This window comes from Niveispirillum sp. BGYR6, assembly GCF_027568365.1.
Lineage (GTDB): Bacteria > Pseudomonadota > Alphaproteobacteria > Azospirillales > Azospirillaceae > Niveispirillum.
On sequence record NZ_JANLNL010000010.1, the window covers coordinates 1 to 18,724 of the forward strand.

General features: G+C 65.5%; 18 protein-coding genes. 15 read left to right on the forward strand and 3 right to left on the reverse strand.

The genetic code is table 11. The features are described from left to right. Positions 1 to 304, forward strand: a 304-nt coding sequence (locus PCJ49_RS18530; protein ID WP_269912252.1) for a hypothetical protein, incomplete at its 5' end; no start/stop codon positions are given. Here the strand turns inward: PCJ49_RS18530 and fucP are convergent. Further along, complete coding sequence (gene fucP, locus PCJ49_RS18535) at positions 283 to 1,566, reverse strand: L-fucose:H+ symporter permease (RefSeq protein ID WP_269912253.1); 1,284 nt, start codon at positions 1,564 to 1,566, stop codon at positions 283 to 285. The genes PCJ49_RS18530 and fucP overlap by 22 nt on opposite strands. A gap of 318 nt (positions 1,567 to 1,884) precedes the next feature. Here fucP and bchI point away from each other — a divergent pair, with 318 nt between their 5' ends. The 6 genes from bchI to PCJ49_RS18565 are packed head-to-tail and all read left to right on the forward strand — an operon-like array spanning position 1,885 to position 8,447. Then, positions 1,885 to 2,919, forward strand: coding sequence for a magnesium chelatase ATPase subunit I (bchI, locus tag PCJ49_RS18540; protein WP_269912254.1), 1,035 nt, complete (start codon positions 1,885 to 1,887; stop codon positions 2,917 to 2,919). Beyond that, positions 2,906 to 4,702 carry a VWA domain-containing protein gene (locus PCJ49_RS18545; RefSeq protein WP_269912255.1) on the forward strand — a complete coding sequence of 599 codons (1,797 nt, stop codon included), beginning with the start codon at positions 2,906 to 2,908 and terminating at the stop codon, positions 4,700 to 4,702. The genes bchI and PCJ49_RS18545 overlap by 14 nt, the downstream gene beginning before the upstream one ends. After that, on the forward strand, positions 4,699 to 5,601 hold the full coding sequence (gene bchO / locus PCJ49_RS18550) for an alpha/beta fold hydrolase BchO (RefSeq protein ID WP_269912256.1): 903 nt from the start codon (positions 4,699 to 4,701) through the stop codon (positions 5,599 to 5,601). The genes PCJ49_RS18545 and bchO overlap by 4 nt, the downstream gene beginning before the upstream one ends. Beyond that, positions 5,598 to 7,160: a phytoene desaturase gene (locus tag PCJ49_RS18555; protein WP_269912257.1), complete on the forward strand. Its 1,563-nt coding sequence runs from the start codon at positions 5,598 to 5,600 to the stop codon at positions 7,158 to 7,160. The genes bchO and PCJ49_RS18555 overlap by 4 nt, the downstream gene beginning before the upstream one ends. Further along, the gene (locus PCJ49_RS18560; RefSeq protein WP_269912258.1) at positions 7,157 to 8,305 is read left to right on the forward strand and encodes a phytoene/squalene synthase family protein; all 1,149 of its coding nucleotides are present in this window, start codon (positions 7,157 to 7,159) and stop codon (positions 8,303 to 8,305) included. Before PCJ49_RS18555 ends, PCJ49_RS18560 begins: the two co-directional genes overlap by 4 nt. Continuing rightward, entirely contained in the window at positions 8,298 to 8,447 is a 150-nt protein-coding gene (locus PCJ49_RS18565; protein WP_269912259.1) for a hypothetical protein, read from the forward strand. Before PCJ49_RS18560 ends, PCJ49_RS18565 begins: the two co-directional genes overlap by 8 nt. Positions 8,448 to 8,449: 2 nt before the next feature. Here PCJ49_RS18565 and PCJ49_RS18570 read toward each other — a convergent pair whose 3' ends face one another. Together PCJ49_RS18570 and crtD are read right to left on the reverse strand one after the other, a co-directional pair. After that, positions 8,450 to 9,193, reverse strand: a complete 744-nt coding sequence (locus PCJ49_RS18570; protein ID WP_269912260.1) for a carotenoid 1,2-hydratase — start codon at positions 9,191 to 9,193, stop codon at positions 8,450 to 8,452. A gap of 122 nt (positions 9,194 to 9,315) precedes the next feature. Continuing rightward, entirely contained in the window at positions 9,316 to 10,893 is a 1,578-nt protein-coding gene (gene crtD, locus PCJ49_RS18575) for a 1-hydroxycarotenoid 3,4-desaturase CrtD (protein WP_269912261.1), read from the reverse strand. Between the two features lie 102 nt (positions 10,894 to 10,995). Between crtD and PCJ49_RS18580 the strand changes: the two genes are divergently transcribed. The 8 genes from PCJ49_RS18580 (at position 10,996) to pufB (ending at position 18,715) form a co-directional block, all read left to right on the forward strand. Beyond that, positions 10,996 to 11,865, forward strand: a complete 870-nt coding sequence (locus PCJ49_RS18580; protein ID WP_089290113.1) for a polyprenyl synthetase family protein — start codon at positions 10,996 to 10,998, stop codon at positions 11,863 to 11,865. Between the two features lie 8 nt (positions 11,866 to 11,873). Then, positions 11,874 to 13,037, forward strand: a complete 1,164-nt coding sequence (locus tag PCJ49_RS18585; RefSeq protein WP_269912262.1) for a methyltransferase — start codon at positions 11,874 to 11,876, stop codon at positions 13,035 to 13,037. 109 nt (positions 13,038 to 13,146) lie between these two features. After that, positions 13,147 to 14,085, forward strand: coding sequence for a chlorophyll synthesis pathway protein BchC (bchC, locus tag PCJ49_RS18590; protein ID WP_269912263.1), 939 nt, complete (start codon positions 13,147 to 13,149; stop codon positions 14,083 to 14,085). Then, positions 14,082 to 15,092: a chlorophyllide a reductase iron protein subunit X gene (locus tag PCJ49_RS18595; RefSeq protein ID WP_269912264.1), complete on the forward strand. Its 1,011-nt coding sequence runs from the start codon at positions 14,082 to 14,084 to the stop codon at positions 15,090 to 15,092. Before bchC ends, PCJ49_RS18595 begins: the two co-directional genes overlap by 4 nt. 13 nt (positions 15,093 to 15,105) lie before the next feature. Continuing rightward, the gene (gene bchY, locus PCJ49_RS18600) at positions 15,106 to 16,653 is read left to right on the forward strand and encodes a chlorophyllide a reductase subunit Y (RefSeq protein ID WP_269912265.1); all 1,548 of its coding nucleotides are present in this window, start codon (positions 15,106 to 15,108) and stop codon (positions 16,651 to 16,653) included. After that, entirely contained in the window at positions 16,647 to 18,098 is a 1,452-nt protein-coding gene (gene bchZ / locus PCJ49_RS18605; RefSeq protein ID WP_269912266.1) for a chlorophyllide a reductase subunit Z, read from the forward strand. The genes bchY and bchZ overlap by 7 nt, the downstream gene beginning before the upstream one ends. Before the next feature lie 45 nt (positions 18,099 to 18,143). After that, complete coding sequence (locus PCJ49_RS18610) at positions 18,144 to 18,377, forward strand: hypothetical protein (RefSeq protein WP_269912267.1); 234 nt, start codon at positions 18,144 to 18,146, stop codon at positions 18,375 to 18,377. A 116-nt stretch (positions 18,378 to 18,493) separates the two neighbouring features. After that, the gene (gene pufB / locus PCJ49_RS18615; RefSeq protein ID WP_089290118.1) at positions 18,494 to 18,715 is read left to right on the forward strand and encodes a light-harvesting antenna LH1, beta subunit; all 222 of its coding nucleotides are present in this window, start codon (positions 18,494 to 18,496) and stop codon (positions 18,713 to 18,715) included. Positions 18,716 to 18,724 lie beyond the last annotated feature (9 nt).

The window sequence follows — 18,724 nt, forward strand, 5'->3', positions numbered from 1 at the left end:
GCGCAATCTGCCGCCTCATTCGCGCCGCCATCCTCATCGGCTCACCCAAAACACCAATCGCCGCCTGAAATCACCAAAAACAAAACCCCGCCGAATTTCGACGGGGTTTGTCAGCAGTCTGAAGGGCCAGACCGGCGACGGTCTGGCCCTTTTGCTTATATATTCAGTGGCCTCAATCGCCGGCGCCAACATCCGTTGGCTTGGCTTTACGCGGCCCGTGCCGCGCGGCGGCAGTCGCCGCCGTACCAAGCGGCGATGCGTTCATCTCATCGCCGCTTGGTATTACCGACGCCCGAAAGCGTAGAACGCCACGACGGCAAAACAGAGCAGCGGCAGCAGGAAGGCCATCTGCATGGTACCGGCCGCCACCGCCACCCAGCCCATCAGCGGCGGGCAGATGGCCCCGCCAATGATCGCCATGATGATGAAGGAAGAACCCAGCGGCACCAGTGGCCCCAGCTTGTCGATACCGAGGGCAAAAATGGTGGGGAACATCACCGACATGAAAAAGCTGGTCAGCATCAGCGCGCCGACCGCCACCGGACCGGGCGCAAAGGCCGCCACCGCGCACAGCAGCGCGTTGATCACGGCATAGATCCCCAGCAGCTTGGCCGGCGCCACCCGCGTCATCAATCCGGTGCCGACGAAGCGGCCAATCATGAACATCACCAGACTGGCCGACAGCATGAAGGCCGCCTGCTTTTCCGGCACCGCCGGCATGGCATCCTTCACGAAATCAACGAAATAGCTCCAGATACCCACCTGGGCGGCGACATAGAAGAACTGGGCCAGCACTGCCATGACCAGGCTGCGACGGGCCAGCAAGCGGCGCACCTGCTGGCCAAACGCCTCCCCCGCGCCCTGTTCAATATCGCCCCTGGGCAGCCTTGTCAGGATCACCGCCAGGGCGATGAAGCCCGCCACCCCGGCCAGCAGCGCATAGGGCAGCCGCACCGTTGCCGCCTCCATGGCGCGATAGGCCGCCAGATCGGCCGGTGCCATGGCGGCCAGCGCCTCTGGTGTGTGTTCCACGCCGGAAAAGATCAGCACGCCGCCGATAATGGGGGCGATGAAAGCGCCAAAACCGTTGAAGGATTGCGCCAGATTAAGCCGCTGCGGTGCCCGGCTGGGGTCACCAAAGGCGGCGATATAGGGGTTGGCGGCCGTTTCCAGAAAGGCCGCACCAGCCGCAATGACAAACAAGGCCGTCAGGAACAGCCCATAGGTCTGAACATAAGAGGCGGGCAGGAACAGCAGGGCGCCCGCCGCATAAAAGCTCAAGCCGGTGATAATGGCCGCCTTATAGCCGAACCGCCGCATCACCAGCCCCGCCGGCAAGGCCATGACGAAATAGCCGATATAGAAAACGAACTGGATGAAACCCGCCTGCATCCTGTCCAGGCCCAGGGCCTTCTGGAAATGGCGGATCAGGATGTCGTTGAAATTATTGGCAAGGGCCCACAGAAAAAACAGGCTGACCACCAGCGCAAAACCCCAGCGATAGCCGCTGGTAATGAAGGGTGCCGGGCCATGCCCCGCACTCCCGGACTTTTCCTCTCCTGACATAACGGCCGTCTCCTGGCTCTTTTTTGCATGGGGAAAATCAACAAAGGGCGATGGCTTTCAGCGCATGGTCTGTCCCCTTCACCACGGGCCCGGATTGTTCCCGGCAACAGTTTATATCATATATGCAAATTACTTCTCATAAGCAAAATCTAAAACGGTAGGGGAAAGCCTGTCTCCCAAGGCAGGAGAGCCGTTGCAACAGGGCCCCGACGCGCTTGGCCTCCCCGTACCATCACGCCCTCCTGTGTCAATTTTCCCTTCATAAAATCCGGCGAAAGTGTCAATATAAATTGACACCTTTCAAGGGAAGCGCGTGCGATGTCGAAACCGTTTCCGTTTGCCGCCATCGTTGGCCAGGAGGATATGAAGAAAGCCCTGTTGCTGGCGGCGGTGGAACCGTTGCTGGGCGGGGTGCTGGTGATGGGGGACCGGGGGACCGGCAAATCCACCGCCGTGCGGGCGCTGGCCGAATTGCTGCCCAAGATCGAAACGCGCAGTGGCTGCCGCTATAATTGCCCGCCCGGCGCCCCCCAGCCGGCCTGTGCCCGCTGTTGCACCACCGGCACGGGAAGGCCGGCGCTGGTGAAGATCCGCACGCCCATGGTCGATCTGCCGCTGGGGGCGACGGAGGACCGGGTTTGCGGCGCCCTGGATATTGAAAAGGCGCTGGTGGCCGGCGAACGGGCCTTTGAACCGGGGCTGCTGGCCGCCGCCAACCGGGGTTTTCTCTATATCGACGAGGTGAACCTGCTGGAAGATCACCTGGTCGACCTGCTGCTGGATGCGGCGGCATCGGGCGTGAATGTGGTGGAGCGGGAGGGGTTGAGCATCCGCCACGCCGCCCGCTTCGTGCTGGTCGGCAGCGGCAACCCGGAAGAGGGTGACCTGCGGCCGCAATTGCTGGACCGGTTCGGCCTGTCGGTGGAGGTCCGTACCATCATGGACCTGAAATTGCGGATAGAGGTGATCCGCCGCCGTGATGCCTATGAAAGCGACCCCGATGGTTTCGTGGCGGCCTGGGCCAAACAGGATGCCGCCATCGGCAGCCAGGTGGTGGCGGCCCGCAAAATCCTGAAACAGGTGGCGGTGCCGGACGCCATCCTGTTCCGCCTGTCGCAGCTTTGTATGCGGCTGGGGATTGACGGGATGCGGGGGGAGTTGACCCTGATGCGCGCCGGCCGCGCCGCCGCCGCGCTGGATGGGCGCATGGCAGTGACCTGGACCGATATTGAGGAGGTGGCACCCATGGTGCTGTGCCACCGGCTGCGCCGCGACCCGATGGACGAGGCCGGCACCACCCCGCGCATTGAACGCGCCTTGGCGGCCCTGGATGCCGGGCATGGTCATGCCTGACGGGACCACCACTTGCCCCGACATGCAGCAGCAGAGCGAGGATCGCTGGCGCGATGCCATCACGGCCGCGCACATCCTGGCACGGGGCGGGGCCGCCATTGGCGGCCTGTGGCTGACAGCGCGGGCATCGGGGGTCCGTGACCATTTTCTGGATCAGTTGGGACGGATCACCCAGGCCACGCCGACACTGAAACTACCGCCCGGTGCCACGGCAGCGGCCCTGTGCGGCCATCTGGATATGAGCCGTTCACTGAAGAGGGGCCGCCTCATCTGGGACAGCGGCATTCTGGCCGCCGCCGATGGCGGTATCCTGCTGATCCCCATGGCGGAACGGCTGGAGGCGGGGGCGGCGGCCATCATTGCGGCGGCGATGGATACAGGAACCTGCCCAGCCCTTCGCCCGAGCGCTGAGGGGGGGCAGCAACCCAGCCGCTTCGCCGTGGTGGCATTGGACGAGGCCGCCGAGCCGGAGGAGATGCTGCCCGCCTGCCTTTCCGACCGTTTGGGCCTGCATATCTGCCTGGATGGCGTTACCTTGCGAACCATCCGCGCCATGCCCTTGGGCGCGCCCCCTGCCCCACCGGTTGATTGGCGATCCGTCTGCCTGGATGATGGGATGCTGGAACAGCTTTGTGGCATCGCCAGTGCGACCGGTCACGGCTCCCTGCGGGCGTTGCAGCATCTGTCAAAGGTGGCGCGCCTCCATGCCGCCCTTGATGGGCGGGGGACTGCCGGGGTGGCGGATGCTGTGGCGGCCCTGCGGCTTTGCCTGGGCATCCGGTTGGAGCATCGCCAGACCCAACCCGAACAGCCCACCCCTGCCGCCACCCCGGATCAACCGCCCTCTGCCGGCGGCGGGGAGGGCGAAGGGGAGAGCGGCGGGCTGGACTGCCTGACCGAACTGCTGACCGCCATCGAACAGGGTGCCGTGGACGGCCTGTCCCTGTCGGTCAGCGAACGGGCGGCCCGACAGGGCAAAAAGACCGGCAAGGGTGGGGCGGCCACCCGCCATGCACGGCGGGGCCGGCCCTTCGGCAGCAGCAGCACGCCCCCCTTCCCCGATGCCAGGCCCGATCTGGTGGAAACCCTGCGCGCCGCCGCCCCGTGGCAGCAGCTGCGTGCCCGCCTGTATCAAGTCCGCACCGGGGCGGAGCCAACCCATCCGCTGATCCGGAAGGAGGATTTCCGTTATCGCCGGCGGCGGCACCAGCAACCATCGACCGCCATTTTTGTGGTGGATGCCTCGGGCTCAACCGCGCTGGAACGGCTGGGCGAGACCAAGGGGGCCATCGAACAATTGCTGGCCACCTGCTACGTCCGCCGGGACGAGGTGTCCTTGATCGCCTTCCGGGGCAAGACGGCGGAAATCCTGATGCCGCCGACCCGGTCGCTGGTGGCGGCCAAGCGCAAATTGTCCGCCCTGCCCGGCGGCGGGCCGACGCCGCTGGCGTCTGGCCTGGAACGGGGGCTGGAGATGGCGCTGGCGGCCCGCCGCCGGGGCAGCACCCCCATCGTGGTGGTGATGACCGATGGCAGCGGCAATATTGCCCTGGATGGCACGGCCGACCGTGCGCTGGCCGGACGACAGGCAGAGACCATCGCCCGGCTCTATCGCGCCAACGGGCTGAAATGCCTCTGTATCGATATTGCCCGCCGCCCGCGTGACAGCGTGGCCACCCTGGCGGGGCTGCTGGGGGCGGAGCTGCATTTGCTGCGTCAGGCAAACGCCGCCCATATGTCGGAGATTGTCCGCGCCTCCATGCATCGGGGGGTGCCAGCATGATCGGCAGCTGGCTGGATTGGGACAGGGATGGACGCGACTGGCCCCACCGGTCGGCCAGCCGCTTTGTCTCCACCGCCGGGATAGGCTGGCATGTGCAGGAAATGGGGCCGGCGGACGCGCCGGTATTGCTGCTGCTGCACGGCACCGGCGCTTCCAGCCATTCCTGGCGGCATCTGCTGCCGCTTCTGTCAACGGTGTACAGGGTTGTGGTGCCCGACCTGCCCTGCCATGGTTTCAGCCGCCCCCAGGGCTGGCCGGACCTGTCGCTGAACGGCATGACCGGGGCCATCCAGTCCTTGATTGCGCTGCTGGGCATCGCACCCACGGGCATTATCGGCCATTCGGCGGGGGCAGCCATCGCCGTGTCGCTGGGTGCCAAGCCCGCCGCCCAGACCAAACCGCTGGTGATTGGCATCAATGGGGCCTTCCGGCCGATCCGGGGGGAACGCGTCTTTTCCCCCCTGGCCAAGGCCTTGTTCGCCGCCCCCCTGTCGGCCAGCCTGTTCGCCCTTGTGGCGCGGGGCGGCTGGTTCGGGGACAATCTATTGACCGCCACCGGATCGCCCATCGACCCGGCGGGGGCGGCGCTGTACCGGCGGCTGCTCACCGCGTCCAGCCATGTGCGCGGGGCGCTGGGGATGATGGCGGCCTGGGATCTGACACGATTCGATGCGCTGCTGTCTGCCCTGCCTCAGCCGCCCGTGCTGATCGCCGCCAAGGATGACCCGATGGTGCCCTGTGGTGACAGCCGCCATGCGGCGAGTGTTGCGCGCGGCGCCAGCCTGACGCTGGTGGATCGCGGCGGGCATCTGCTGCATGAATGCCGCGCTGATCTGGTGGCGGGGCTGATCACGGACGCGTTGCGGGCGCGCCCGGCCAACCGGGTGGATGCAGCATGAATATGATCACCCCCCATCTCCGGCCTGACGCCCAGGCCCCCGATCCGTCCAGGCCCCAGGCGATTATCATCGGGGCCGGTGTGGGCGGCCTGTCCACCGGGGCGCTGCTGGCGGCGCGGGGCTATGGCGTCACCATCATCGACCCGCTGGATGCACCGGGCGGGCGGGCCTATGCCCACCGCCAGGATGGTTTCATCTTCGATGCCGGCCCCACCATCATCACCGCCCCCTGGATGTTTGAGGATCTGTGGCGCGATTGCGGCGGGCAGCTTTCAGAGGATGTGGCGCTTCGGCCCTGCAACCCGTTTTACAAAATCCGCTTCGATGATGGTGCCTGGTTCAACTATTCCGGCGACCCGGCGGCGATGGCGGCGGAGGTGGCGCGCTTCAACCCCGCCGATGTCGCAGGCTATCAAAGCTTCATGGCGGAAAGCCGCCGCATTTACGAGGTCGCCTTTGAACAACTGGCCGATAAGCCCTTCCACAGCCTGGGCTTCACCGCCCGCACCCTGGCATCGCTGGCCCGGCTGGGGGGCTATCGCTCTGTTTATGCGGTTGTTTCAAGGCATTTCCGCGATGAAAGGCTGCGCACCATCTTCTCTTTCCATCCGCTGCTGATCGGCGGCAACCCTTTCTCCGCCACCTCCTTTTACTGCCTGATCGCGCATCTGGAGAGCCGGTATGGCGTGCATTACGCCATGGGCGGCACCAACGCGCTGGTGCAGGGGATTGCCAACCTTGTCCGCCGCCATGGCGGGGTGATCCGGCTGGGCGAAACCGTGGACACCATCCTGACGGCGGGACGCCGCGCCACCGGCGTGCGGCTGGTCTCGGGGGAAATTGTGCCGGCAGATATTGTCATCTCCAACGCCGATCCGGCCACCACCTATGGCAAGCTGCTGCGCCATCATCCCAGGCGGCGCTGGACCGATGCGAAGATCGCGCGGGGCGATTATTCAATGGGTCTGTTCGTCTGGTATTTCGGCACCAACCGGCGCTATGAGGATGTGTATCACCACACCATGCTGTTCGGGCCGCGATACCGGGGCCTGTTGGATGATATTTTCCGCCATCAGCATCTGGCCGATGATTTCAGCCTTTATCTGCACCGCCCCAGCGCCGTGGACCCCACGCTGGCACCCGCCGGCGGCGATGCCTTTTATGTGCTGAGCCCCGTTCCCCATCTAGGCAGCGGCACGGACTGGCAGGCGATGGCGGAACCCTATCGCCAGCGGATCGCGGCCTATCTGTCCCGCACCCTGCTGCCCGATCTGGAACGCCATATCGTCACCTCCAGACTGGCGACGCCGCTGGATTTCCGTGACCGGCTGCTCTCCTGGCAGGGGGCCGCCTTTGCGCTGGAGCCCAAGCTGCTGCAAAGCGCCTGGTTCCGCCCGCATAATCGCAGCGAGGAATTGGACAACCTGTTCCTCTGCGGGGCCGGCACCCATCCCGGTGCGGGGCTGCCGGGGGTGCTGTCATCCGCGCGGATCGTCAACGGGCTGGTGCCGGATGCCGCCGCCTGCATCCGCCAGCACAGGGAGAGGCATCAACCATGATGGACGCGCTTGAATGCAGCCATGACAGTCCGTGCCGCACCCCACGCCGGACGGTGGCGACGAATTACGGCTTCACCGGTGATGCAATCGACCTGGATGACTGCACCGCCGCCATCCGGCGCGGGTCGAAATCGTTTCATATCGCGTCGCTGCTGTTGCCGCGCGGCACGCGGCAGGCGGCCCATGCGCTCTATGCTTTCTGTCGGCATTCCGATGATGTGATTGATGATCCGGCCCGCCGGCCCGATGCGCTGCTGCGGCTGCGCCACCGGCTGGAGCGGATTTATGCGGGTGCCCCTTGCGACCATGCCTGTGACCGCGCCTTTGCCCGGATCGTGCAGAATTATGCCATCCCCAAAACCATCCCGCTGTCCCTGCTGGACGGGTTCGCCATGGATATGGCGGGGCGGCAATACCACACCATCGCGGCGGTGAAAGAATATGCGGCAGGCGTGGCCGCCACCGTCGGCCTGATGATGTCGCTGGTGATGCGGGCCGGCGATGGCTGGACGCTGGCCCGCGCCGCCGATCTGGGGCTGGCCATGCAATTGACCAATATCGCCCGCGATGTGGGGGAGGATGCGCGCCAGGGCCGGCTTTACCTGCCGCTGGACTGGCTGCGCGAAGCGGGGATCGACGGGGACACCTTTCTGCGCGATCCACGCTTCACCCCGGCCCTGGGCGGGGTGGTGAAACGGCTGCTGGAGGAGGCGGACCGGCATTACCAATTGGGCCATGCCGGGATCGCCCGGCTGCCCGGCAACTGCCGCCACGCCATCCGCACCGCCGCCCTGACCTATCAGGATATCGGACGCAGCATTGCCCGCAACGGCTATGACACCATTTCCCGCCGCGCGCGCACCAGCTTGCCCCGCAAACTGGCCCTGGTGCTGCGCGCCGTCCGGCCCACAGAATTGCAGGCAGATCGGGGGGCAACGGCCCCGCCCGATCCCGCCGTGGCGGAACTGGTGGCCGCCGCCGCCGATGCCTTTGCCCTGGTGGAGGGCCAGCGCCGCGCCGGGGCGCGATCAGGCTCCCCCTTGGAGCGAGTAGCCCTGATCATGATCGAAATCCAGCAGCGCCAGCGCGACGACCAACGCCAGCAGCGGTTGGCGCGCTGGCAGAAGGTGGCGCGCCTTGTTTGAACGCTATTTCGGATTGATCGAGGCGGGTTTTGTCTTCAGCCTCGCCATTGCCTTTTACATCTGGCAGCGGCGCGACCTGCGCCGCTATGAACAGCAGGACCGGGAGGCGCGGGAAAAGAAATCAGACAACCCGCCCCCCTGATGTCAGGGATAGCGGCCCCGCCGCGGCATCCGGAAAGGCAGCATCAGCCGCACCAGCGGGTGGGACAGTCGCCGGCAATCCAGCGTTTCATGCACCATCACCAGCCGCTGACCCTGCAACGACGTCTCAATGCAGGCGCGGGTATAGAAGGGGGAATCCTCCAGCCGTGTCAGCAATTGCGGGGTGCCCGCCGCATCACAGGCAACCCCACTGCGCACGCCCCAGAAGCCACGCGGCAGGGGTTGCCGGGGTGGAAGGCCGATGACCTCCGGTGCCGCTTGACCGCTGTACCGCAGGGCCAGACGGCGGGGGGTGCCGCTGCGCAAAGTGGCATCATAGAGGATGATGGTGTCACCCCTCGCCCCGCAAAGGCCCCGCGCCCAATCCCAGCCGATGAAATCCTGTTCAATCGGGCGGTTGCCAAAATTCATGTCGTGATAGGCTGGTCCGCGCCAGCCACCGCCCGGCAGGGCGTCACAGGTGATGGTGGCCCTGGCCCGTGGCATTCGGGGGCACCAGACATGCCGGCCTTCCTGGTCCAGATCGACAGAATGTGTGCTGGCAATATCCGCCACCAGTTCCACACGGCCCGACACGCGGCCAGGTTTCAGGCGCTGCCCCGGCCAGGGCAGTGCCGTTTCACTGAAATCAATCACCAACCTGTCATCCTGCATCACCATACGGCTGGGACCGATGCGCAGATGCTGCGGCCCGCGATCCAGGCTGCCCTGCCCCCGTTCGGTCATGCACCAGATATTACCCTGCGGGCCATATAGCGCGACATTGAAGGCGACATGATTTTCAGGCCGCCCCCGCCCCGACCAATGATAATAGGGGGAGAAGACGGAGCCGATGAAGGCGATGATGGTCAGCGCGTATTGTCCGCAATCGCTGACCGCATCGGCATACCACCAGTGATAGCCACCGGGCGGGACCGGCCGGTCAAAGCCCGGTCCGCCAGCAAACGCTCCGCCGCGATCTTGCCCGACAGGGCCGCCATCGGCACCCCCGGCCCCGGATGCACGCTGCCCCCGGCCAGATAGAGGCCCCGGATCGGCCCCTGGGCGGAGGGCCGCCGGAAGGACGCCATCGCGCCATGCGACGCCATCCCGTACAGCGCCCCGCCCGTGGCCGGGAACAGCCGGTTGAAACCATCCGGTCCCGTGACCGACATGGCCTGTCTGTCGAACGGCAGGGTCAGCCCGTTGCGGGCCAGACGGCGTTCCATCGTGGACAGGCATCGGTCGATCTCGCTTTCCGAATAGGCGCGGCTGTCGCCGTCCGCCGGCATGTTCATCAGGCTGTAAAGCCGCTCCCCCTTGCCGGTGGCTGGCCCGCACAGGGCCCCCATATCCGTCCGGTCCTGGGCGCAGATATAGATGGTGGGATCATCCGGCGGGCGGCGGTGTCGCTGAAGGGCATCGAACTCCGCCGCATAATCGTCGGAGAAAAACACCGTATGATGGGCCAACGGCACCCCGCACGGCCGGGCCGGACCACAGGCAACCAGGGCCGACAGGGATCGCTGGGCCACGGGCCGGCCCGGTTGTCTGGTGGAACCCAGCAGCGGGGCCAAGGCGGCAATATCGCCATTGAAGATCACCGAACCGGCGCGGAGCTGGCGTTGCTGATCGGTGGTGACACCGGCAACGGCCCGGCCCGACCGGTCCTTGTTGATGGCGATGATCTTCTCCCCAAAGCAGAACACCACCCCCATAGCCTGGGCCAATTCCATCAGCCGCTGCGCCAGCCTGTTCATGCCGCCATCGACGATCCACACGCCCGCCTGTTCCACATGCGCGACCAGCATCAATGTCGCCGGCGCCAGAAAGGGGGAGGAGCCGCAATAGGTGGCATAACGCCCGAACAATTGCCGCAGTCGCGGATCAGCGAAATAGCCCGACAGGGCTGACCACAGGTTGCTGTAAGGCTTCAGCGCCAGCAGCGCCCCCGGCCGATGCAGCCCGATCCGGGCCGACAGTGACAGTGGGTTGGGCCGGGGGGCATCGATAAAGCTGCGCTCCAGCAACTGATAGACGCGGGCACTGTCGGCGGCAAAGCGCTGGAAACCGGCCGCCGCTGCCGCCCCGGCAAAATCCCCGATGGCGTCACGGGTCCGGTCCTGATCGGCGAACAGATCCAGCCGGGTGCCCCCCTGCCAGTAATGCCGGGCCAAAAGATCAGATCGCGTCAACCGCACTTCGCTGTCCAGCGTGGTGCCGCAGCGGGCCAACAGCGCATCGAAGACCCATTTCATGGTCAGCACCGTGGGGCCGGCATCGAATTGCTGCCCGCCGGCCGTCACCTGACGCAGCTTGCCGCCCGGCCCCGCCGCCGCCTCCACCACCATCACCGGCACGCCGGCGCTGGCCAGCACCAGGGCGGCCGACAGGCCACCCATCCCGGCACCCACGATCACAACGCTATCGTCGCTTCCCCCCGCCACACGCCCCCCTGCTGCATTGACTTTCCATTTTTGTGTGTCAATTTATGTTTACACATTTTGTCGTCAAATAGAATTGACATTTAAGTGTGAGGAGGCCGCCCCATGGATTTGCCTGAGCGCATTGAAACCGGCTTGCAGCTTGCCCTGCGGCTTGCCACCGCCAATGGCTGCCCGCCCTTATTGGCCAAGGGGATGCGCCACGCGGTGTTTCCTGGTGGGGCGCGCATCCGCCCCCGGCTCTGTCTGGCGGTGGCCATGGCCTGCGGCGACCCTGACCCACAGGCGGCCACTGCCGCAGCGGTGGCGATTGAGCTGCTGCACTGTGCCTCCCTGGTGCATGACGACATGCCCTGTTTTGACAATGCGGCGACCCGCCGGGGCCAGAGCGCTGTGCATGTCGAATATGGGGAGGAAATCGCCCTGCTGGTGGGCGATGGGTTGATTGTGGCGGCGTTTGAAACCCTGGCGCGGGAAACGCTGCACGCGCCAAGGCTGACCGCACCGCTGGTAGCCACCATCGCCAAGGCGGTGGGTTCCCCCTATGGGCTGGTCGCCGGTCAGGCTTGGGAGAGCGAGGCTGAGATTGACATCGTGCAATATCACCGCGCCAAGACGGCATCGCTGTTTGCCGGGGCCGTTTCCACCGGTGCGCTGGCGGCCGGCGGCAATCCGCAGGATTGGCTGACCTTGGCCGATGCGCTGGGATCCGCCTATCAGGTGGCTGACGATCTTTATGACGCGATGGGCCTGACCGGCAGCATGGGCAAGCCCGTCGGCCAGGACGGGCGGAATGGCAAACCCAACATCGCCCTGTCGCTGGGCATTGCCGGCACGTTGAAGCATCTGCGCACCCTGGTGGAAACAGCCGCCGACAGCGTGCCCGACTGCGCCGGGCGGGAGACCTTCCGCGCCATGATCCGCCATGAGGCGGTGCGGCTGATGCCGAAGACGCTTTCTGTCAACGCTGCTTGACACGGGACATGTCGACGCGGCTCCCCCATGCCGACGCTGTGCCCGTGGCGGGGATGGCGGCGCTGCCGCTTCGCCTGCGGCTGCGGCTCTGGCGCAACCGGCTTGTGGCATCGCCCGGTTTTCGCCGGTTGATCGCGCGGCTGCCGCTGCTGCGCGCCATCGGCAATCGCAAGGCGAACGACCTGTTCCGCCTGACCGGTGGGTTCATCTTCTCCCAGGTGCTGCTGGCCGGGGTGCGGCTGGGCTTGTATGAGGCTTTGGCGGGCGCACCGGCGACAACCGCCCTTCTGGCCACCCGGCTTGGCGTGCCGGAGGCCCGGTTGCGGGTGCTGCTGCGCGCCAATGGCTCCCTCGGCCTGCTGGTGGAGGCGGCCCCCGACCTCTGGCTGCTGGATGATGCCGGCGTGATCCTGGCGGCCGACCGGGGGCTGGCGGCCATGGTGCTGCACCACGCCATGCTGTACCGCGATCTGACCGAACCCGACCGGCTGCTGCGCGACGGTGCCGCACAGACGGAGCTGCGACACTATTGGGCCTATGTGCGGGAGATGGGACAGCAAGGCCCCGACGCGGCGGCGGTGGAGGGCTATTCCCTGCTGATGCGGGAAAGCCAGACCATGATGGCTGACTGCATCCTGGCCAGCCATGATTTCAGCCAATACCAAACCCTGTTGGATGTGGGCGGCGGGGATGGCGCCTTTCTGGCCGCAGCGGCGGCGGCCCATCCCCGCCTGTCACTCTGCCTTTTCGACCTTCCCGCTGTCGCAGAACGGGCCGCCCGCCATCTGACAGGGCTGGGGCTGGCGGAACGAACCCATATCCATGGCGGTGATTTCACCCGCGACCGGCTTCCGGCGGCGGCTGATTGCGTCACCCTGGTCCGGGTGCTGTGCGATCATGACGATTCGCGGGTGGCGGCCATTCTGGCCAACCTTCACCGCTCCCTGCGTCCCGGCACCAGGCTGGTGGTGGCAGAGGCGATGGATGGCCCGGCCGAAGGGGCACGGCTCTCCGCCGCTTATTTCGGGCTTTATTTCCTGGCCATGGGATCGGGGCGTTGCCGCAGCGCGCGGGAGATTGCCGATCTGCTGTCAGCCGCCGGCTTTCATTCAATCCGTACCGTGGCCACCGCGAACCCGCTGATCGCCACCCTGGTCACCGCAAAGCGGTAACGGCCATCCCCTGCACGGTTAAAAAGTGTAAATATTGATTGACAGTTTGATGTGTCAACTTAATATGACACTCGCGTAATCAGAAGCCATGCCTTGGGGAGTTGCCCGGATGTACGCGTCGGCAATCGTGTTTGAGAGACCGGGGGAAGTCGCCGTTCAGCGGCTGGCCCTCCACGCTCCCGGCCCCGCCGACTTGGTGGTCGACACCCTTGTCAGCGGTGTTTCCACCGGTACGGAGAAGATGCTGTTCCAGGGCACCATGCCCCGGTTTCCCGGCATGGCCTATCCGCTGGTCCCCGGCTATGAAACGGTGGGCCGGGTGGTACAGGCGGGCCCGGCCGCCGGCCATCTTGTGGGGGAAACGGTCTTTGTCCCCGGTGCCAGTTGTTATGCCGATGCGGCGGGCCTGTTCGGGGCCAACGCCTCGCAATTGATCGTCCCCGGCGCACGGGTGTTCAAGATCGCCGAGACACTGGCAGAAAACGGGGTTTTGCTGGCCCTGGCGGCAACGGCCCATCACGCGGTAAGGCGCGCCCAGGGGCCTGTCGGTCTGGTGGTGGGCCATGGTGTGCTGGGCCGCCTGATCACCCGCATGGTGATGGCGCTGGGTTTCTCAGCGCCCATGGTTTGGGAAACGGCGGCCGCGCGCCGCACAGGTGCCAGCCCCTATGGGGTGATGGATCCAAAGGATGACCGGGACAGCCGGTACGACACCGCCATTGATGCCAGTGGAGATGCCGGTGCCATTGACGGCATCATCGACCGGCTGCGCAAACCGGGGGAACTGGTCCTTGCCGGCTTTTATGGGGAGCGGGTGGGGTACGCCTTCGCACCCGCCTTCATGCGGGAACTGACGGTTTCCATCGCGGCGGAATTCCGCCCGGAAGATGTGCGCGCCGTCATCGAACTGGTGGAAGCCGGGCGCCTGTCGCTTGACGGGCTGCTGACCCACCGGGCCGCCCCGAAAGACGCATCGTCTGCTTACCAAACCGCTTTCAACGACCCCGGCTGCCTGAAAATGGTGATCGACTGGAGGAACGCCGCATGAGCCTTGATCTGGACGTCCGCAGCAGCCCGAAACAGATGAGCCGACGCCTGCGCGAAGAAGCGGCGATTGAACCCGATGCGCCGCACACCGGCAAAGTCAGCAAGGAAACCCAGATCATCGCCATCTATGGCAAGGGCGGTATCGGCAAGAGCTTCACGCTGGCCAACCTGTCCTACATGCTGGCGCAACTGGGCAAGAAGGTGCTGCTGATCGGCTGCGATCCGAAAAGCGATACGACCTCCCTGCTGTTCGGCGGGCGTGCCTGCCCGACCATCATCCAAACGGCATCGCGCCGCAAGGAAGCCGGCCAGGAGGTTTCCATCTCCGATGTCTGCTTCAAGCGCGATGGCGTCTTCGCCATGGAGTTGGGGGGGCCGGAGGTGGGCCGTGGCTGCGGCGGTCGCGGCATCATCCATGGGTTTGAAACGCTGGAAAAGCTGGGGTTCCACGAATGGGACTTCGACTATGTGCTGCTGGATTTCTTAGGCGATGTGGTCTGCGGCGGCTTCGGCCTGCCGATTGCGCGCGACATGTGCCAGAAGGTGGTGGTCGTTGGCTCCAACGATCTGCAATCGCTCTATGTCGCCAATAATGTCTGCTCGGCGGTGAAGTATTTCCGCAATCTGGGCGGCAATGTCGGCGTGGCGGGTCTGGTCATCAACAAGGATGATGGCACCGGGGAAGCCCAGGCCTTTGCCGATGCGGTCGGCATCCCAGTGCTGGCCTCCATCCCGCAGGATGAGGATATCCGCCGCAAGAGCGCCAATTACCAGATCATCGGCACCCCCGATAACCGGTGGGGGCCCCTGTTTGAGGCCCTGTCGATCAATCTGGCGGAGGCCCCGCCGGTGCTGCCGCGCCCGCTGGATCAGGATGGTTTGCTGGGCCTGTTCGATGCCAGCCAGACCGGCGGCAATTTCCAGCTTGTGCCGGCCACACCGGAAGATATGTGCCCGGCGGGCGCGCTGAAACGCGCCTCGCTGGAAGTCATCTACGACCGGGTCTAGGGGGCACACAACCATGGATGACCACCACACCCTTTTCGCAGCGGAAACAGCCGGCAGTGACGACGGTGGCCAACCCGCCGCCGCGGCTGGGTGCCATGGTGGCGTCGAACTGTCGCGTGCAGCCGCCCGTGCGGCCGGCAATGATGAAGTCATGGACCGGCTGGAACGCGATTACCCCAAGGGGCCGCATGACCAGCCGCAATCCATGTGCCCGGCCTTCGGGTCGCTGCGGGTGGGGCTGCGGATGCGGCGGGTTGGCACCATCCTGTCGGGATCGGCCTGCTGCGTCTATGGCCTGACCTTCACCTCGCATTTCTACGGGGCCAAGCGTTCCGTCGGCTATGTGCCGTTCAGTTCTGAAACGCTGGTCACCGGCAAGCTGTATGAGGATATCGTCGAAGCCGTGCATCTGATGGCCGATCCGGGCCGCTTCGATGCGCTGATCGTCACCAATCTCTGCGTTCCCACCGCCTCTGGCGTGCCGCTGAAAATGCTGCCGAAGGAGATAGATGGGGTCCGTATCATCGGCATCGACGTGCCGGGCTTTGGCGTGCCCACCCATGCGGAGGCCAAGGATGTGCTGTCGGGTGCCATGCTGGCCTATGCACGGCAGGAAGCAGAGGCCGGGCCGGTGCAGAGGCCGCGCGCCGGGTTGAAAGACAAGCCGACCGTCACCCTGGTGGGGGAAATGTTCCCCGCCGATCCGGTGGTGATCGGCAATATGCTGGACCCGATGGGGCTGGCCGTGGGGCCCAGCATTCCGGTGCGGGAATGGCGCGATCTTTACGGTGCGCTGGATTGCGCCGCCGTGGCCGCCATCCACCCCTTCTACACGGCAACCTTCCGCGAATTTACCGCCGCCGGGCGGCCCATCGTCGGTTCCGCCCCCATCGGGCTGGATGGCACCGATGCCTGGCTGTCCGCCATCGGCCAGCGCTGCGGCGTGCCGCAGTCCCGAATCGACCAGACACGCAACGCCATGCGCGGTGCCATCAGCGCCGGGTTGGCCGCCAACCGAATCAAGGGTCGCATCACGCTGTCGGGCTATGAGGGCTCCGAACTGTTGGTTGGGCGGCTGCTGGTGGAGTTGGGTGCCGACCTGCGCTATGTCGGCACGGCCTGTCCGAAGACGCCCTACAATGCTGAAGATGCGGAATGGCTGGCGGCCAAGGGCGTCATCGTCCGTTTCCGCGCCTCGCTGGAACAGGATTTGGCAGCCTTCGCGGAATTCAAACCCGATCTGGCCATCGGCACCACGCCGGTGGTGCAGAAGGCCAAGGAGGCGGCAACGCCGGCGCTTTACTTCACCAACCTGATTTCCGCCCGCCCCCTGATGGGGCCAGCGGGGCCGGGATCGCTGCCTTCTGTCATCAACACCGCCATCGCCAACAAGCCGCGCTTTGATGCCATGAACGCCTTTTTCGAAGGGGTGGGCACGGGTGACGCCGCCGGCATCTGGGAAGATGTGCCGCCGGACCGCAGCGCCTTCCGCCGGAAATACGCGGCCAAGACCAACCAATCGCGCAATGCGGTCGAGAATGGAGATAGCGTCGGATGCTGATCCTCGACCATGACAGGGCCGGCGGCTATTGGGGCAGCGTCTATGCCTTTACCGCCATCAAGGGGCTGCAGGTCATCATCGATGGCCCGGTGGGCTGTGAGAACCTGCCCGTCACCTCCGTGCTGCACTATACCGACGCCCTGCCCCCGCATGAGTTGCCCATCGTGGTCAGCGGCCTGTCGGAGGATGAGTTGGGCCGCCACGGCACCGAAGGGGCGATGAAACGCGCGCGGCTGGCGCTGGACCCCAGCCTGCCCGCCGTCGTTGTCACCGGATCGATTGCGGAAATGATCGGCGGCGGCGTCACGCCGGAAGGGTCGAACATCGTCCGCTTCCTGCCGCGCACCATTGATGAGGATCAGTGGCAGAGTGCCGACCGCGCCCTGAAATGGCTATGGACGGAATTTGGACCCAAGGGCGGCAAGGTGCCGGCCCCCCGCCGCCGTCCGGAGGGGGCCAAGCCCCGCGTCAATATCATCGGCCCGATCTATGGCACCTACAATCTGCCGTCGGACTTGGCCGAAATCCGCCGGCTGGTGGAAGGGCTGGGGGCGGAAATCAACATGGTCTTCCCGCTGGGAAGCCATGTGGACGATGTGCGCAAGCTGGCCGATGCCGATGCCAATATCTGCCTGTACCGGGAATTCGGCCGTTTGCTGTGCGAAAGCCTGGACCGGCCCTATTTGCAGGCCCCCATCGGCATCCATTCCACCACCGCCTTTCTGCGCCAGTTGGGGGAAATGCTGGGCCTGGACCCGGAACCCTTCATCACCCGCGAAAAGCACACGACGCTGAAACCGCTCTGGGATCTCTGGCGCTCGGTGACGCAGGATTTCTTCGGCACGGCCAGCTTTGCCGTGGTGGCCGGCGAAACCTATACGCGCGGCGTGCGCCATTTCCTGGAAGAGGAAATGGGATTGCCCTGCGCCTTCGCGGTACAGCGCAAGCCGGGTGTTAAGACCAACAATGATGCGGTCCAGGACCTGCTGACCGGCAAACCGCCGATGATCATGTTCGGATCGTTCAATGAGCGCATGTACATGGCCGAACGCGGCCAGCGCGGCAAGTTCATCCAGCTCTCCTATCCCGGTGCCATCGTCCGCCGCCATACCGGCACACCGGTGATGGGCTATTCAGGGGCGACCTGGATGATCCAGGAAGTCTGTAACGCCCTGTTCGACATGCTGTTCGACATCCTGCCCCGGGCGGGGGAGCTGGACGCCATCGAGCCGACCACCACACGCGCCGGCAGCGCCCTGCCCTGGTCGACGGACGCCCAGGCGCTGTTGGAACGGCAGATCAGTGCAGAGCCGGTTCTGGTGCGTATTTCAGCGGCCAAGCGCCTGCGCGAAGCCGCCGAACGGGAAGCGCGCCAGGACGGCGCGCACGAGGTCTCACCGCGTCACCTGGCGGGGGCCACAAGGCCCAGCAGGGTGAACGCATAGGACGCAACCAAAATGCCGCCCGATGACGGCAGCAGGGAGGACAGAATGACGTTCAGCATCCGGCACAGTGCGGTAGATGACGCCCGCCGGCACCGCCAGTTTGAACGCGTGGAGATGCAGCTCCTCTTCCTGATCTCCTATCCGCTCTGCCTGATCGCAGCGATGACGGGCCGGCTTGCCCTGCATGTCAGCCGCCGCAGCACCCGCCCGGCGCAATCCGTCTTTGCCGAGGCCCGCGCATCGGTCCATGCCGCCATTGGTTACGCGTTCAACGTGTGACTATCGCCTTGCCGGTGTTCTCGACACCGACAAAAGCCCGGCCGCACCGCCACAAGGGTGCTGCCGGAACCCGGCCGCGGGGGTGCCGCGGCGTTCGAGACGAGGAGGTGGATTTGATGGCTGACTCATCAAACGTCTCACTTTCGGGTCTGACCGAAAGCGAAGCCCGCGAGTTCCATTCGCTCTTCATCCAAGGCTTCCTGATCTTCACGGCGATCGCCATCGTCGCGCATGTTCTGGTCTGGATGTGGCGCCCATGGATACCGGGGCCGAACGGTTATGCCTCTCTGGAGAGCATCAACCAGACGGCCCAGGCAGTTCTGCCAATGATCGGTTAGGGGGAAGCG

Bases quoted from the DNA above. Each gene is read 5' to 3' on its own strand.
- fucP (WP_269912253.1), bottom strand. From the start codon at position 1,566: ATGTCAGGAGAGGAAAAGTCCGGGAGTGCGGGGCATGGCCCGGCACCC.
- PCJ49_RS18610 (WP_269912267.1), top strand. From the start codon at position 18,144: ATGACGTTCAGCATCCGGCACAGTGCGGTAGATGACGCCCGCCGGCAC.
- PCJ49_RS18580 (WP_089290113.1), top strand. From the start codon at position 10,996: ATGGATTTGCCTGAGCGCATTGAAACCGGCTTGCAGCTTGCCCTGCGG.
- bchO (WP_269912256.1), top strand. From the start codon at position 4,699: ATGATCGGCAGCTGGCTGGATTGGGACAGGGATGGACGCGACTGGCCC.
- bchC (WP_269912263.1), top strand. From the start codon at position 13,147: ATGTACGCGTCGGCAATCGTGTTTGAGAGACCGGGGGAAGTCGCCGTT.
- PCJ49_RS18570 (WP_269912260.1), bottom strand. From the start codon at position 9,193: ATGACCGAACGGGGGCAGGGCAGCCTGGATCGCGGGCCGCAGCATCTG.
- PCJ49_RS18560 (WP_269912258.1), top strand. From the start codon at position 7,157: ATGATGGACGCGCTTGAATGCAGCCATGACAGTCCGTGCCGCACCCCA.
- bchI (WP_269912254.1), top strand. From the start codon at position 1,885: ATGTCGAAACCGTTTCCGTTTGCCGCCATCGTTGGCCAGGAGGATATG.
- bchZ (WP_269912266.1), top strand. From the start codon at position 16,647: ATGCTGATCCTCGACCATGACAGGGCCGGCGGCTATTGGGGCAGCGTC.
- PCJ49_RS18555 (WP_269912257.1), top strand. From the start codon at position 5,598: ATGAATATGATCACCCCCCATCTCCGGCCTGACGCCCAGGCCCCCGAT.
- pufB (WP_089290118.1), top strand. From the start codon at position 18,494: ATGGCTGACTCATCAAACGTCTCACTTTCGGGTCTGACCGAAAGCGAA.
- PCJ49_RS18595 (WP_269912264.1), top strand. From the start codon at position 14,082: ATGAGCCTTGATCTGGACGTCCGCAGCAGCCCGAAACAGATGAGCCGA.
- PCJ49_RS18585 (WP_269912262.1), top strand. From the start codon at position 11,874: ATGTCGACGCGGCTCCCCCATGCCGACGCTGTGCCCGTGGCGGGGATG.
- PCJ49_RS18545 (WP_269912255.1), top strand. From the start codon at position 2,906: ATGGTCATGCCTGACGGGACCACCACTTGCCCCGACATGCAGCAGCAG.
- bchY (WP_269912265.1), top strand. From the start codon at position 15,106: ATGGATGACCACCACACCCTTTTCGCAGCGGAAACAGCCGGCAGTGAC.